The following is a 14512-nucleotide window of genomic DNA, read 5'->3' on the forward strand; positions in this document are numbered from 1 at the left end:
CTGCTGCACGGTGGTCAGCGCCTCACGGCGCCCCGTGCGACCGAACGACTAGTTCTCGTTGGTCTCGGCGGTCTCGGTGGCCTCTTCACCGTTCTTCTTCTTGCGACGCGCCAGGTAGGCGGCGGCGCCACCACCGGCGGCGATCGCGGCACCCGCGGCGATCAGACCGACCAGCGGCGAACCGGTCTGCGCGAGCGGCTCGGCGTCCTTGGCCTCGGTCTTGGGGAGCGTGTCCTTGTCGCGCTCCTTCTGCGGCGGGGTCTTGTCGTCGCCGCCGCCGTCACCGTTGTCACCGCCGTTGTCGCCACCGCCGTCGATCACACCGGTGGTGATACCCGCGGCGCTCTCGGCGACCGGGTAGCCGGAGATGACCTCACCACCGACGCTGAAGAGGATGTACATGTCGGTGACCGCGTCGTTCCACACGAACCCGGCGTCGTGGCTCTCGAAGACGGCCGTGGCGGACTCGAGCACCACCTTCAGCTCGACCTCCTCGTCATCGACCAGGATGGTCGTGCCAAAGCCGTCTGTGTTCGAGTTGAAGCTGTGGCTGACCGCGCCATCCCAGGTCTGGGAGGTGGAGACGCTGGCGCCAGAGACGGTGCCTTCAAGGAGGACGTCGCTGCCGTTGTTGGCCAGCTCGGAGTTCTCCTCGTCGAGCTCGATGACGTCGGCGGAGGCGGTCGCGTTGACCTCGTCCTCGTCGTCCTCGTCGTCCTCGTCGTCCTCGTCGTCCTCGGAGGTCGTCTCGGAAGGCTGCTCGGCGGGAGCCTCGGTCTGCTCCTCGGTGGGAGCGTCGGACGGGTCGCCGGAGCCTTCGTTGCCCCCGTCGTCGCTACCGGGCGCACCGGTGGCGTCGTCGTCCGGGTTGGGGTTCCCGCCCTCGGTGTCGTCGCCACCGTCCTCGTCGGTTTCGTCGTCACCGTCCTCGGTGTCGTCGTCCTCGTCGTCGGTGTCGTCGGTGTCGTCGTCCTCAGTCTCGTCCTCGTCCTCGTCCTCGTCATCCTCTCCGGGGTTGAGGATGCCGGGGAGGTCGGCCTCGGTGATGACGATGCGGGCGGTGTCCACGACAGCGGTACCGGTGGCGCCGGTGGAGTTCACCGTGGCGGTGGTGGTGCCCTCGACGGTCAGCCAGCTGCCGATGCTGCCGGAGAACGAACTGGACTCCGACTGCTCCTGCGTGATGAAGGTGTAGGCGCCGTCGCCACCGCCCAGGGCGTTGGCGTAGGCCCAACCGTAGGTGTCGGCGCTGGCGGGGGAGGCGGCGGCCAGGGTGAGGGCGCCGAAGGCGGCGAAGGCGACACCGCCCTGGAACACGCGACGCGCCGAGACTCGGGGAGAGTTCTTCAAGATCAATCCTCGTATGGATCGTCCGGACCCACGTGTGTCTGGGTCAGGCCTGGCTGCGGCTTCCGCGTCCGGAACACAGGGGTGGGGTGTCTCGGAATGTGGAATCGCGAACCAGGTTCGAATGGGGGACGGCCAGGGCGCACAGAAGCCCATGACCTGTGGGAACGGAGAGCGCGCACGGTTTCGGCCCGCAGACGGCAAAGACCGGAAGAACCGGCTGATTTGCTTTCTGTTCCCTGGCAAAAGAATACAGACACTCAGTACCCAAAACCCCCGATAACGGCATATCAGAAAGGTTACGATAGGCCTTCGAACACGCCGGGTAACAATACTCGGCAATTCCGGTAATATTTTTTGACCCCGGTAAACCAACCTTGGACTGAGGCGTCTTACAAGGAAGTTCTTCGGCCGGAGAGGCCACTGGACTACGCCGGTGCACGTCCACACCCGGCCAAAACTACCGGCCGGTATGGCGTACGCCACTCAGCATCGGCATAATGCGAACCATGAGTTCCCCTGCCTGTCTCCCCGCCCCCGGGTTCGGTTCCGAACCGCGCAGCCGTGACCGCCGCCGTACCGCCGCTCGCTCCGGCGCCGCCACCGCCCGGATCACCGCCGTGCCACACACGGACTCGTGATACCGCCCCTACGAACGTCGTGAACTGCACAATGGGGACCATGCCTCTGACACCGGCGGACATCCGCAACAAGAAGTTCCACACGGTGCGCCTGCGCCCGGGTTACAACGAGGAGGACGTCGACGCGCTCCTCGACCGCATCGAGGCGACCCTGGTGGCACTGGAGGGCGGGCCGCGCAAGGGACCGCTGCTCACCGCGGACGAGATCCGCAACTCCCGCTTCCGCACCACCCGGATGAGCCCCGGGTACCGCGAGGACGAGGTGGACGACTTCCTCGACCTCGTCGTCGCCGACCTCGCCGGACGCGGCCTTGGACAGCCCGCGCCGCCGCCTCCCCTGCCACCGCACCCGGGACGGACCGGCCCCCCGCAGGCCTACCCCGGCCAGCCCGGCCAGGGCCCGGCATACCAGGGGCAGCGCAGACCGGACCTGCCGCCGAACACGCCCTCCGCGCCGATGCCCTCCCCCGGGCCGAGGATGGCCCCCAAGGACATCAGGGAGAAGCGCTTCGCCACCACCAGGCTGACCACCGGCTACAACGAGCAGGAGGTCGACGAGTTCCTGGACCGCGCCGAGTACACGCTGGAGGTCCTTCTCCAGGGCCGTCCGGACCGGGCCACGCTCACCTCGGCCGAGGTGGAACGGGTCCAGTTCGCCACCACCCGGGCTCGCCCGGGGTACGACCCGGCCCAGGTCGACCAGTTCCTGGACGAGCTCGCCGAGGAGTTCCGCCACCACGAGCGCCGCTGACCCCGAAACACGCCGCCTCCGCCACCCCACGCGAAGGAAAGCGGAAAGTAATATTTAGGCACAGGGAGTAGTCATCCCGAGCCGCGGGCGGCCTGAGGGGAGCAGCATGCCACACGTGACGCCGCAAGGGGAGTACTTCCCGGCCTGCGCGGTCTACGGAGTTTCCGGCTGCGACTCGGCGCCCGCGCGGTGGTCCGCGCCGCAGCCCTCACTGCACGGGCACGCGCGTGAACTGTGCTCGACGGACACCGACGAGGAGGTCGTCCCAGCGGCCGCGCATCCCTGGGAGAAACCGTTGCTCGCGCTGTGCGTGGCGGTGTCAGTGGGGTTGCTCGCGGTGGCGCTGAGGTTCGTGTGGTCGGTCTCGGGGTCGGTGCCGTGGACCGCTCTGGCACTGTTCACAGCACCTCTTACCTGCTGGTCGGTGCGCGGACTGCGGTACGCCCGCGAGCGTGCGGAGTCGGTCCGGATCTCCCCCACCCAGTTCCCCGAGGCCTACCGGATGGTGGTGTCGCTCTCGGCGGACATGGGCCTGGCCCGGGCCCCGGAGGCATACGTGCGACTGGGTCCGGTCTCAGCGCGCGCCGACGCGGCCGCGCACGGGTTGCGGCGCTACCTGGTGCTGCCCGACGCGCTGTTCGACGGCGGCGGCCGGCTGCGCGACCCGGACGCCCTGGCCTTCCTCATCGCCCACCAGATCGGCCATGTCGCCGCCGGGCACACCGGCTACTGGCGCCGGGTGGCCACCCTCGGCGCCGAACTGCTCCCGGGGCTGGGCGCGGCGCTCTCCCGCGCCGCCGAGTACACCGCCGACAACCACGCCCACGCGCACCTGCCCGAGGGGACCCACGCGGTCCGGCTGTTCGCCGGCGGGCCAAACCTGTACACGCGGGTGAACATGGGCGAGATGGCCGCCCGGGCGAGCACCGACCGGGGGTGCTCCCTGCTCCTGTACCACCTGCTCTCGCGGCGTCCGAGCAACACCCGGAGGATGGCCGCCCTGCGCGACCGCACCCGTCGTGGCCGGGTCTTCCTCTAGTCTCCCGGACCCGGCCCGGATCATTGCCGCTCGGTCTTCTCCAGTTCGTCGAGGTCCCCGCCGGACAGCGCGAGTCCGGCTCCGACGGTGTTCTCGCGCAGGTGTGCGACCGTCGAGGTCCCGGGGATCAGCAGGATGTTCGGGGACCGGTGCAGCAGCCAGGCGAGGGCGACAGAGACGGGAGTGGTCTCCAGACGGTCAGCGACGGCGGAGAGCTCGGATGACCGCAGGGGGCTGAAGCCGCCGAGCGGGAAGAAGGGCACGTAGGCGACCTGCTCCGCGGCGAGCCGGTCGATCAGGGCGTCGTCGTGGCGGTGGGCGAGGTTGTACATGTTCTGCACGCTCACGATCGGCGCGATGCCCTGCGCCTCGGCGACCTGGTCAGCGGTGGCGTTGCTCAGACCGAGGTGGCGGATGAGGCCCCGGTCCCGGAGGTCGACCAGCGCCTCGAACGCCTCGGCGATCGGGTCCGGCTTGGGCCCCTCCGCGTCACCGAGGCGGAGGTAGACCAGGTCCAGGGTGTCGAGCCCGAGGGAGGCGAGGTTCTCCTCGACCTGACGACGCAGCTGTTCCGGCCGCCGTGCGACCGGCCACCCGCCCTGTTCGTCCCGCTGGGCGCCGACCTTGGTCACCACGTGCAGTGATTCCGGGTAGGGGTGCAGGGCCTCGCGGATCAGCTGGTTGGTGACGCGCGGCCCGTAGGCGTCGCTGGTGTCGATGTGGGTGATCCCGAGATCGACGGCCTCGCGCAGGACGGCGACGGCACCGTCGCGGTCGGCGGGCGGCCCCGTCACTCCCGGGCCGGAGAGCCGCATCGCGCCGTAGCCGAAGCGGGTGACGGTCAGATCGCCCAGCGGCCAGGCGCCGCCGGGAAGCGCAGGGGAGGGGGTGCTCATACCTGGGGCCTTCCGTTCGGTCCGATCGGTGGTTCCTCTCGGTTCCTTCCTTCATACTGGTGGGGTAGCTTCCTTTCAGGAAGTAGGCACTTCGAAGTGCACTGGCCACCTCGGGGTGAGTGGAGCTGAGCATGGGGACGATGTCGGCGGCCCAGAAGAGGGCCCAGGCCAAGATCGAGTACGACGCCTTCCTGGACGTGTGCCCGAGCCGGAAGCTGCTGGACCGGATCTCCGACAAGTGGGTCGCCCTGGTGCTGTGCGCGCTCGGCGGGGAGGGGGAGCCCCGGGCCATGCGCTTCTCCGAGCTGTCCCGGACCCTCGCGGGCGTCAGCCAGAAGATGCTCACCCAGACGCTTCGGTCACTGGAACGGGACGGACTCCTCACCCGTACCGCGACCGCCACCGTGCCCGTCACGGTCTCCTACGAACTCACCGGGCTCGGCCTGTCGCTGCACCAGTTGATGGGCGGCCTGAAAGGCTGGGCCGAAGAACACATGGACGAGGTACTGGCCAACCGCTCGGACCACGACGCCCGGACCGGATAGTTCGGGAAGTCAGGGATCGCGGATCGCGACCCGCGCCACTCCTGGAAAACTTGACTGTTTCGAATGTGTGTTCGATAAGCTGTAGGGGTGAGTCTTCTGAACGAACAGATCGAGGTCCGTTCCACCGACCGTGGAAACCCCGCCCAGTTCACCTGGCGCGGCCATACCTTCCGGGTCCGCAGGGTCATCGGTGACTGGCCCGCACGCCCCGAGGCTCCGGGCGTCCCGGCCACACAGATCCACCTGCTCCGCGTCTCGGCGGAGTCCGAGTCAGGTCAGCCCAGCATCATCGACATCTCACGCGACACCGCCTCGGACCGCTGGACCATGCGGCGCCAGTGGAGCTAGCTCGACGTGCTCTGAGTTAGCCAGGCCCCATTCCTCGCACGCCGGGCACTCCGCCGTCGGCCTGCCTCACGGGCACCGTCGGTGGACGGCCCCTTCCCCCCACCCGCACGGGGCGGCCGGTCGTGTCGCGGCCACTCCTTCCCAGTGAGGGGCGGATTCAACTGGTCGTCGCAACACCTCATTGATCACACGATTCAGCGCTCCGGGGCTCCAGTGGCTCCAGTGGCTCCAGTGGATCCAAGCGCTCTTGGCGCTCCGCCACCGGTTCGCCTCACGGGAGCGACGGGGCCGCCACCCACATCCCCCGTGATCTTGCTACCAGAAGCGAAATCGGCGCCGATTTCGCTTCTGGTAGCAAGATCTACTGGTCCACCATGGTGGGTGTCGGGAGGGTTTCGACGGGAGCCGCCCGACAGCGGGGCTGGGGTGACTCAAGCAAGATCTGTCCCACGTGGACCTTGTCGTGACCTGTCCACCAGCGCTCGCAGGCCAAGGCCCTGGCCGCGGGAGTGACCTTATAGAAGCCTGTGCAGCCGATAACTCACAGTAGATCTGTCCCCCGGGCCAGGGCCCTGGTAGTCGTCCCGTTCCTGACCAAGAGGAAGCAGGACACCACCATGGTGACAGTGGGTATCGACCCGCACAAGGACATGCACCAAGCCGTCGCGCTGGCCCAGGACGGCACCCGCCTGGGCAGGGCCAAGAAGGTCCAGACGGGCCCCGAGGCCCTGGGCCAGCTCTTGACCTGGATCCGCGCCCTGGCCGGAAACGGCCCGGTGCTGTGGGCCATCGAGGGCGGCCCCGGGCTGGGCCGGGCCATCGCTGACGCCCTGCTGGGAGCGGGCCAGGAAGTGGTGTGGGTGCCGCCGCGCGCCATGGCCGCCCACCGCAAGCTGAGCGGGCCGGTGGGCGCCAAGTCCGACGTGATCGACGCGGTGGCCATCGCGCGTGCGGCCCTGGCCACCCTGACCTGGCCCGCCACCGGATCGACCCGCAGGTGCGGCAGGTGCGTGCGCTGGTGGGCCTGCGCCAGAATCTGACCGATCAGCGTGTGGCCCTGACCAACCGGGTGCTGGCGGCGGTGCACATCGAGTTGGACCACCGCCTGGGCAAGGGGGCGTTGAAAACCCGGGCCAAGGTGGGTCGGGTGCGTGCTCTGGTGGAGGGGGCCGAGCTGGACGAGGTGGCGCGGTGGGTGCTGCTGGAGCAGCTGGAGGAGATCCACACCCTGTTCGTGCGTGTTGTTGAGGTGGAGCGGCGTCTCAAGGAGCTGGTGGAGCCGTTGGCGCCGAACTTGTTGGGGATTCGTGGTGTGGGTGTGGTCTGGGCTGCGGTGTTGCTCTCGCAGGTGGGGGATGTGTCGCGGTTTGCGACCTCGGCGAAGATGGCGCGGTGGGCGGGGAGCGCGCCGATTCCGGTGTTTTCCTCGGGGCGGGATCGGCATCGGTTGCACCGGGGTGGGAACCGGCAGGTGAACCGGGCGTTGCACTCGATCGGGGTGGTTCAGGTCCGGTTGGGTGAGCCGGCTCGGGAGTTCGTGCGTTCCCGGGAGGAGGCCAAGGGCACCAAGGGTGCGTATCGGGCTTTGAAGCGGCATTTGGCGGATGTGGTGTATCGGGCGATGGTCGCTGATCAAGTGGTGAGAGGGCGGGCTGAGGTCTCTCTTCAGCCCGCCACTTGACATAGAAGCGTCACGGAGAAAGGGGGGCACGGAACGGAGAAAGGGGGCACGGAGGAGACGGGGCCGAACCGCCCAGGGTGCCCGCCGGGCAGGGACCCGGCGGGCAGGGACCCGGCGGGCACTTCTCGTGTCGGGGCCGGTCGTCAGGACCAGAGCTCGGTGGAGTGCGCGCGCACCATTTCCCGAACCCGTTCCGCGAAGGAGCGCACGGGCATCGGGTCCAGGCGGCGGCCGCCCCGCAGGCGCACGGCCACCGCCTCCTCGACGGCCTCCTTCGCCCCGATGACCACCTGGTAGGGCACCAGGCGCGCGGACCGGATCCGGGCCCCGAGGCTGCCCCGGCCCGGGTCGCTCAGCTCGGCGCGCAACCCCAGTTCCTCGCACCGCTCCACCAGCTCCGCCGCGTCGGTGAACTGATCGGCGGAGACCGGGAGCACCGCGACCTGCACGGGCGCCAACCAGGCGGGGAAGGCGCCGCCGTGTACCTCGATCAGGTGGGCCATGGCCCGTTCCACGCTGCCGATCACGCTCCGGTGCACCATCACCGGCCGGTGTTTGGCGCCGTCGGCCCCCACGTAGGTGAGGTCGAACCGCTCGGGCTGGTGGAAGTCCACCTGGACGGTGGAGAGGGTGAACTCCCGCCCGGCCGCGTCGGTGAACTGCACGTCGATCTTGGGTCCGTAGAAGGCCGCCTCGTCCTCGGCCCGCTCGTAGGGCAGCCCGAAGCGGTCCAGAACCTCGGTAAGCAGTGCGGTGGCGCGCCGCCAGGCCTGCGGGGCGTCCACGTACTTGCCGCCGGGGCCGGGCAGGGACAGCCGGTACCGGGTCGCGGCGACGCCCATCGCGGTGTGCGCCCGCCGGATCAGGTCCAGGGCAGCGCCCGCCTCGTCGACGACCTGGTCGGGGGTGCAGAAGACGTGGGCGTCGTTGAGCTGGATCGCCCGGACCCGTCCCAACCCGCCCAGGACACCGGACCGTTCGGAGCGGTACATGCCGCCCAGCTCGGCCATGCGCAGCGGGAGTTCGCGGTGGCTGTGCGCGCGGGAGCGGAAGATCAGCGCGTGGTGCGGGCACAGGCTCGGCCGCAGGACCAGCTCTTCCCCCTCGTCCCCGCCGCCCAGGTCCATCGGCGGGTACATGTCGTCCCGGTAGTGGGACCAGTGCCCCGAGAGCTCGTACAGCTCCCGCTTGCCGAGCACCGGCGAGTACACGTGCTGGTAGCCCGCGCGGCGCTCGACGGCGCGGACGTACTCCTCGAGGGCGTGCCGTACGGAGGCCCCAGCTGGCAGCCAGTAGGGCAGGCCGGAGCCGATCAGCGGGTCGGTGCCGAACAGCTCCAGCTCGCGGCCGAGCGCTCGGTGGTCGTGTCGGGCCTTCTTCGCGGTCTTCGCGGTCATCTCGTTCCTCCACGGGTGCGGCGAAGGGCGAATGACCGCAAGACGAAGGCCCCGGGGCACTCGCCCCGGGGCCTGGTCGAAAACACGGTTCAGCGCGCCGGGGGATTCTCCGGCGTCGTCGTGACTGCGACTGCGGCGCGCTGCATGACCGTCACGGTAGCAACGGGAAGACCGCGGGGCCAGGTTTTTGCCCCGGCCGGGTCAACGCTCGAAGTAGGGCACGCCCTCGGGTTCGCGGGCCCAGCGGATGCGTTCGAGGATGCGCTCGGCCATCCGGGGCAGCTCGTCCGGGGCGAACCAGGCCACGTCCAGGCTCTCGTCGTCGTCGATCCGGATCCGACCGCCGACCGGGCGGCAGCGGAAGGCCAGGTCGAGGAACTGCGCCTGGTCGCCGTTGGGGTAGGTGTGCGGTTCCTGGGCGATGACGGTGGCCAGGCGCTCCACCTCGATCTCCACCCCGGTCTCCTCGCGCACCTCGCGGACCACCGCCTGGGCGGGCTGCTCCCCCGGTTCGAGGATACCGCCGGGGGTGGCCCAGCGGCCGTCGTCGGAACGCTGGTGCAGCAGCACCCGGCCTTCGTCGTCGAGCACCACGGCGGTCACCCCCACCAGTGGGAGGAGGTCGTGGCCGACGTGCTTGCGCAGCTTCATGAGGAACTCGGGGACGGGCATGGCACCGACATTAGCGCCGGACCGGGCGGGGGCGCTGATCAGCCGCGCCGTGCACGGAGTTCGGCGTACTCGTGGTCGAGGATCGACATCAGGACCGCGTCGTGCCACTGGCCGTCCCAGCGCAGGTGTTCACGCCACACGCCCTCGCGGACGAAACCGGACCTGGGGTAGGACCGCTGGGCGCCGGTGTTGAAGTCGAACACCTCCAGGGCCACCCGGTGCAGTCCGGCGGTCTCGAAGGCGTACTCCAGGACCAGGTCAGTGGCCTCGGTGCCGTAGCCCTTCCCGGTCTGCGCCATGGAGTTGAGCCCGATCCGGTAGTGCGCCTCGGCGTTGTCCGGGTCCAGATCGATGAGCGCGCAGTCCCCGACGGCGGTGCCGTCCCCGGCGCGGATCAGCCAGTCGGCCCGGTCGTCGCGCTGCTCCCACGCGGTGAACACCCGGATCAGCTGTTCGGCGGTGAACTCCTGGTGGGTGCCGGTGAGCCTGCGTACCTGCGGGTCCATGTCCACCAAGGCGGGGATGAGTTCCTTCCCGTTGGCGGGGCCGAGCGGTTCGAGCCGCACCCGCTCCCCGACGAGGACGGGCTGGTCGCGGAAGACGTCCGAAGGCACCATGATGGGGATCCAACCAGCGCCCCCACACGCGGGCAACGGGTTTTCGGCGGCAGGCCGCAGGCGTCAGGCAAGCGGCGGGTGACGGGGGGCACGGGTGGCGACCGGTACGGGCACGGTGAGTTTCCAGACCGTCCGGGAGACCAACCTGCGCGCCGTCCTACGCACCGTGCGCGAACTCGCCCCGTGCTCGCGCGCCGCCGTCGCCGCGGCCACCGGGCTGAACAAGACCACCGTCTCCAGCCTGGTCACCGACCTCACGGCGCGCGGTCTGGTCCGGGAGACCGGCGAGACCTCGCAGCGCCGGGTGGGCCGCCCAGGGGTCCTGTTGGCCCTGGACGACCGGTCGGTGGCCGCGATCGGTCTGGAGGTCAACGTCGACTACCTGTCGGTGGTGGCGGTGGACCTGCTGCACCGGGAGCTGGTGCGACGACACGTGCCGTTGGACGCCCGGTCGGCCGGGGCCCTGGACTGCGCGCACCGGATCGCGGACATCCTGCGGGAGGTCACCGAGGGCCCCGAACTGCGCGAACGCTCGGTATTGGGGGTAAGCGTGGCTGTCCCCGGGCTGATCGACGCCCCCTCCGGCACGGTGAAACGTGCTCCCAACCTGGGCTGGCGGGACGTCCCGCTCCGGGAACTGCTGCGTTCCCGCCTGGCCGACTCGGCGCTGTCCGAAGCGACGGTCCTGGTCGACAACGACGCCAACCTGGGTGCCATGGCCGAGTACCGGTTCGGGCCGCTGGCCGGGCTGCCCGACCTGGTGTACGTGACCGGTGAGGTGGGGATCGGCGCGGGGGTGCTGACCGGCGGTGAGCTGCTGCGCGGCGCGGGCGGGTTCGCCGGGGAGATCGGGCACCTGGAGCTGGCCCCGGAGGGCCCGGAGTGCTCGTGCGGGCGCCGGGGATGTCTGGAGGCGGTGGCCGGGATCGGCGCGATCCTGCGTGCGGCCCTGCCGGACCTGACCGCGGACCGGCCGTTGCACGGGCGGGAGGTCGCCGACCTGGTCGAGGTAGCGGTGGATCGGGCTTCGGCGGGTGAGAGCACGGCCGTGGCGGCACTGGAGCGGGCCGGAACCTGGCTGGGTCGCGGGGTGGCGACCCTGGTCAACGTGGTCAACCCGGGCGCCGTGGTGCTGGGCGGCTACTTCGTGCCGATGGCCCCGTGGCTGCTCCCCCGGTGCCGCGAGGCCGCCCGTGCCCACTCCTTCGCCGAGGAGGCGGGCGGCTGCCGGGTGCAGCCGTCAGACCTGGGGATGAGCGCGGCCTCCCGGGGCGGCGCCGCCGTGATGATCCACGGCCTGGACGCGGGAGACCTGCCGTTGCCCCCGCCGCTGCCGTAGAGGGCAGCCGGGCCATACGGAATCGTTCCCGGTCAGCCAGCACCAGCGGCCTGAGTTCGTCGCGTTCGTGCCGGACCACGGCGATATCGCCAGCCGGGGTCTGAGGGGATTCGGGCCGCGACGCCCCTCTCCCCTCCAGCCCCGCAGGCCCGAGGCCGACAGCCGTGGAGTCCGCATCCGCTACGACCCCGGAGCCACGGGCTGATACCGCGCTGGCAAACGTCTGTCGCCCAACGCAAAGAATCACGCCAATCACGCCACACAGGCGTCTGTCTGGGGCATGATGGAGAACATGAGCGCCCACACCAGCGACCCGCACGAGCTCTCCGTGACCGAGGCCCGTGACCACTTCTCCGAACGCGTCAACCGCGCGATCTACGGCGGCGAGGTCACCTTCGTCACCCGCGGCCGCAACCACCAGCGGGCCGCCGCGATCGTCCCGGCCAACCTGGTCGAGCACTACGAGGAACTGCTGGACGAGCGGGACGCCCGGATCGCCGCTGAGCGTTTGGCCGACATCGAGGCCGGCCGCAGCCAGACCATCTCCCTCGAAGACCTGGAGCGGAAGCTGAACCTGTGACCGACCAGGCCTAAGCGGTCCGTTTCGACGCCCCGGCTGCCAAGCAGGTGGAAAGGCTCGACAAACCAGTGCAACGGCGGGTGGTGGACAAGGCCCGTGCCCTGGCCAAGGGCCCGCGCCCACCCGGGTGTGTACGCGTCAAGGGCGCCGTGGACCTGTGGCGGGTCAGAGTAGGCGACTACCGGCTCGTGTACACGATCCGTGACGGGGAGCTGTTGGTGCTCGTGCTGAGCGTGGCGCACCGCAGCGAGGTCTACCGGGACCTGTGATCCCGTAACGGCGAAAGGCCCCGCACCCACTTCTTCAGGTTGAGTTCCAGCGGTCGTCGCAACACCCCACCTCTGAGTTGGCGGCGTTGAGGGCGGACAGCGCGCAGCCGCTGGCGAAGCTCGCGGTGGGGCGTTCGCCGTTGGCGCGGATACACGAGGCGCGGGACCCGAAGCCCCCGAAGTAGGTGGACATGCAGGACGGGATCCGGCGTGGGTGAGCCCCGCGCACGCGGGGATGGGCCGGTCCGCGCGTACTGGCCGCCGTACCCTCGCGAACCCCCGTCTGTCAGCCCCTCGGTGAACTCGTGGCCGCATAGTAAAAGGGTCGGCGCCACTCCCCCCGAACGTGGCGGGCGGCACCGACCCCACGGTCCGCAGGATGGGCCTCCGAACGGACCGTGTGGCCACCGTCGGCCCCCTCCCGGCCCGGGGTAGCCACAACGCCCATCACAGCAGCCCACAGGGTTGCCCGGATAGACCCGCGGGGCGCAACGGTGACCATGGTCCTGAAGGTTCGTGGCCATGGCCCCAGGTGCCGCATCCCACACATCAGCCACATCCCCCGCACTCTGCTAGCGCGCTCTACACGCAGTCGCGGCGCTCCCGGGGGCAGGGTGTTGCGACCACCGACAGAGCTCAAGGCGGCAGTGCGGGGCGATCTTGTTCGGCCGGGCCTACATGAGGTCGGCGCGGCGGGCCAGGATGTGCACGGTGGCCACCCCCACGGCCAAGCCGCCCCAGATGGCCCAGAGCCACCAGATAATGCCGGTGGTCAGACTGCCGACCAGGATCACGATCAGAGCCGCGACCACGGCCACGTTGTGGGCGAGCAGGATTTTCTTGGCGTACACCTGATCCCCTTATCTCCTTCCTGCGGTGCTGAGGGAGGCCCGGGGTACTTGTTCTTCCCCGGGCCCCTCCTTTAGCGGCGCTTCCGACATCGGTCTCCTTCCTCGGCGAAGCACCCCTTCGTCTTTCTGGTGTTCTCGGCCCCGCCCGTGGACGTCAAGGAGCTGACTCTGTGCGCGGGCCCGTTCGGTGAGTTCGAGGAGATCCCGGTCGGCTACTGACCGAACCAGTTCCCTTTGGCTGCACGGAAGGCCGCCGACGTACTGTCGGCGGCCTTTCCCGTTCCTCAAGGGGCTCCCCTTGTAGCCTGGACACAGGAGTCCGACCGAAAGGGCCGTAAACCATGACTGTGATCGAGCACCCCTCGCCGAGACCTCCCGTCGAGAAGCTGAGTGTCGAACAGTTCGAGGTCATCGCCCAGGCTGCCGCCCGTGAGGATGTCACTCTCGAGTACCTCAACGGTCAGATGGAGACCCGACCCGTGCCTGAGAGCGACCACAACGCGATTCTCATGTGGTTGATGCGCCAGTTCATGACCCAGCGGCCGGATCTGGACCTGAACGTCACCGGACAGGGCCTGAAAGTCGACTCCTACCGCAAGGGCCGGGCTCGCCCGGACGGCATCCTCGCACCGGTGGACCACTTCGCCGGGCAGGCGGAGTGGGCCGACCCCACCGGGGTGCTGGCGGTCGTCGAGGTCACCTCGTGGGACTCCGACACCAACGCCCGGGACCGGGTCGAGAAGGCGCACGCCTACGCCGCCTGTGACATCGGTGTCTACCTGCTGGTGGACCGCGACGATGACAGCGTGACAGTCCACAGCGAGCCCGAGAGCGGCCGATACCGCAACATCGCCAAGCTCGGCTACGGCCACACCCTCGAGATCCCCGGGGTCGGGGTCAGCCTGAACACCGACGGGCTCAAGCGATACGGGCGATAGAGCCACCAGAATCAGGGTCGCCGACGCACTGTCGGCGGCCTTTCCTGTTGAGGCGATGCCGGTGACGTAGAAGTCACCGAGCTGGCCCTCCTGTGCGGGACGAGCGAGTAGGGCCGCGCGCCCGCCGAATCCACCGGGGCCGGGGTGCTGGCGGGCGCGCGGGGTTTGCGGGTATTGGTGGTCAGAGCGGGAACCCGGTCTGGAAGAGGGCCTGGCCAAGCTCCTGGGCGGTGGTCTGGGCCACGAGCAGCGTGGTGCTGATGGCCGCGGCGGGCCAGCCCCACCAGCGGCGCGGTGCCCGGTGGCGGCCCCGGGTCGGGGTCGCGGGGCCGTCGGTCAGGGCGGCGAAGGCTTCATCGAGTCGCTGGGCTTCGCGTTCTTCCTGTTCCTGGCGCTGGCGGTCGACTTCGAACCAGTGCGGACGGGGTCCGTGCTGGAGCATGTGGGTCACCCGGGGGTTGCCCTGCATCTGCCGCAGCAGCCGTTCCTGGCGGGCCTGATGGGTCTCCGGCGTGGTGAAGTACGGGCCGGAGCCGCGGTGCTCCCGGGGTTCTGGCGGGGCGGCCAAGGTGCGGTTGGAACCGGGGCGGGAGAAACGGTG

18 protein-coding genes and 1 pseudogene are annotated in these 14512 nt (G+C 69.8%); 11 read left to right on the forward strand and 8 right to left on the reverse strand.

The features are described 5' to 3' along the window. Positions 1-48: 48 nt before the first annotated feature. On the reverse strand, positions 49-1350 hold the full coding sequence (locus NE857_RS32060) for an LPXTG cell wall anchor domain-containing protein (RefSeq protein WP_254418990.1): 1302 nt from the start codon (positions 1348-1350) through the stop codon (positions 49-51). A 506-nt stretch (positions 1351-1856) separates the two neighbouring features. On the opposite strand from NE857_RS32060, the gene NE857_RS34420 reads away from it, so the two are divergent. The 3 genes from NE857_RS34420 to NE857_RS32070 all read left to right on the forward strand — a co-directional run bounded on the left by NE857_RS34420 (position 1857) and on the right by NE857_RS32070 (position 3778). Beyond that, complete coding sequence (locus NE857_RS34420) at positions 1857-1988, forward strand: hypothetical protein (protein ID WP_301184279.1); 132 nt, start codon at positions 1857-1859, stop codon at positions 1986-1988. A gap of 31 nt (positions 1989-2019) precedes the next feature. After that, positions 2020-2739, forward strand: a complete 720-nt coding sequence (locus NE857_RS32065; RefSeq protein WP_254418991.1) for a DivIVA domain-containing protein — start codon at positions 2020-2022, stop codon at positions 2737-2739. Between the two features lie 106 nt (positions 2740-2845). After that, positions 2846-3778 (forward strand): M48 family metallopeptidase, encoded by a 933-nt coding sequence (locus NE857_RS32070; protein WP_254418992.1) that lies wholly within the window; start codon positions 2846-2848, stop codon positions 3776-3778. Between the two features lie 20 nt (positions 3779-3798). On the opposite strand, the gene NE857_RS32075 is transcribed toward NE857_RS32070, so the two are convergent. Beyond that, positions 3799-4674 carry an oxidoreductase gene (locus tag NE857_RS32075; protein ID WP_254418993.1) on the reverse strand — a complete coding sequence of 292 codons (876 nt, stop codon included), beginning with the start codon at positions 4672-4674 and terminating at the stop codon, positions 3799-3801. Positions 4675-4805: 131 nt separating this feature from the next. On the opposite strand from NE857_RS32075, the gene NE857_RS32080 reads away from it, so the two are divergent. The 4 genes from NE857_RS32080 to NE857_RS32095 all read left to right on the forward strand — a co-directional run bounded on the left by NE857_RS32080 (position 4806) and on the right by NE857_RS32095 (position 7248). After that, complete coding sequence (locus NE857_RS32080; RefSeq protein WP_254418994.1) at positions 4806-5219, forward strand: winged helix-turn-helix transcriptional regulator; 414 nt, start codon at positions 4806-4808, stop codon at positions 5217-5219. 87 nt (positions 5220-5306) lie between these two features. Continuing rightward, positions 5307-5567: a DUF6504 family protein gene (locus NE857_RS32085; RefSeq protein WP_026116659.1), complete on the forward strand. Its 261-nt coding sequence runs from the start codon at positions 5307-5309 to the stop codon at positions 5565-5567. Positions 5568-6184: 617 nt separating this feature from the next. Next, positions 6185-6607, forward strand: a complete 423-nt coding sequence (locus NE857_RS32090; RefSeq protein ID WP_254418180.1) for an IS110 family transposase — start codon at positions 6185-6187, stop codon at positions 6605-6607. Next, positions 6565-7248 carry a transposase gene (locus NE857_RS32095; protein WP_254418181.1) on the forward strand — a complete coding sequence of 228 codons (684 nt, stop codon included), beginning with the start codon at positions 6565-6567 and terminating at the stop codon, positions 7246-7248. The genes NE857_RS32090 and NE857_RS32095 overlap by 43 nt, the downstream gene beginning before the upstream one ends. A gap of 143 nt (positions 7249-7391) precedes the next feature. Here NE857_RS32095 and thrS read toward each other — a convergent pair whose 3' ends face one another. From thrS to NE857_RS32110, 3 genes are all read right to left on the reverse strand, one after another. Next, positions 7392-8645 carry a threonine--tRNA ligase gene (gene thrS, locus NE857_RS32100; RefSeq protein WP_254418995.1) on the reverse strand — a complete coding sequence of 418 codons (1254 nt, stop codon included), beginning with the start codon at positions 8643-8645 and terminating at the stop codon, positions 7392-7394. Positions 8646-8846: 201 nt separating this feature from the next. After that, entirely contained in the window at positions 8847-9317 is a 471-nt protein-coding gene (locus tag NE857_RS32105) for an NUDIX hydrolase (protein WP_254418996.1), read from the reverse strand. Positions 9318-9355: 38 nt separating this feature from the next. Then, positions 9356-9934: a GNAT family N-acetyltransferase gene (locus tag NE857_RS32110; RefSeq protein WP_254418997.1), complete on the reverse strand. Its 579-nt coding sequence runs from the start codon at positions 9932-9934 to the stop codon at positions 9356-9358. 94 nt (positions 9935-10028) lie between these two features. On the opposite strand from NE857_RS32110, the gene NE857_RS32115 reads away from it, so the two are divergent. The 3 genes and pseudogenes from NE857_RS32115 to NE857_RS32125 form a co-directional block, all read left to right on the forward strand. Next, complete coding sequence (locus NE857_RS32115) at positions 10029-11273, forward strand: ROK family transcriptional regulator (RefSeq protein WP_254418998.1); 1245 nt, start codon at positions 10029-10031, stop codon at positions 11271-11273. Positions 11274-11565: 292 nt separating this feature from the next. Further along, positions 11566-11853 (forward strand): type II toxin-antitoxin system Phd/YefM family antitoxin, encoded by a 288-nt coding sequence (locus NE857_RS32120; protein ID WP_254418999.1) that lies wholly within the window; start codon positions 11566-11568, stop codon positions 11851-11853. Between the two features lie 29 nt (positions 11854-11882). Continuing rightward, positions 11883-12122 (forward strand): annotated as a pseudogene (locus NE857_RS32125) (type II toxin-antitoxin system RelE family toxin); the annotation flags it as partial. 34 nt (positions 12123-12156) lie between these two features. Here NE857_RS32125 and NE857_RS32130 read toward each other — a convergent pair. Together NE857_RS32130 and NE857_RS32135 are read right to left on the reverse strand one after the other, a co-directional pair. Beyond that, complete coding sequence (locus NE857_RS32130; protein WP_254419001.1) at positions 12157-12315, reverse strand: hypothetical protein; 159 nt, start codon at positions 12313-12315, stop codon at positions 12157-12159. 481 nt (positions 12316-12796) lie between these two features. Continuing rightward, positions 12797-12973, reverse strand: coding sequence for a hypothetical protein (locus NE857_RS32135; RefSeq protein WP_254419002.1), 177 nt, complete (start codon positions 12971-12973; stop codon positions 12797-12799). 341 nt (positions 12974-13314) lie between these two features. On the opposite strand from NE857_RS32135, the gene NE857_RS32140 reads away from it, so the two are divergent. Beyond that, positions 13315-13911, forward strand: a complete 597-nt coding sequence (locus NE857_RS32140) for a Uma2 family endonuclease (RefSeq protein ID WP_254419003.1) — start codon at positions 13315-13317, stop codon at positions 13909-13911. Between the two features lie 181 nt (positions 13912-14092). On the opposite strand, the gene NE857_RS32145 is transcribed toward NE857_RS32140, so the two are convergent. After that, complete coding sequence (locus NE857_RS32145) at positions 14093-14479, reverse strand: hypothetical protein (RefSeq protein ID WP_254419004.1); 387 nt, start codon at positions 14477-14479, stop codon at positions 14093-14095. Positions 14480-14512: the final 33 nt, after the last annotated feature.

This window comes from Nocardiopsis exhalans (assembly GCF_024134545.1).
Taxonomy (GTDB): domain Bacteria; phylum Actinomycetota; class Actinomycetes; order Streptosporangiales; family Streptosporangiaceae; genus Nocardiopsis; species Nocardiopsis exhalans.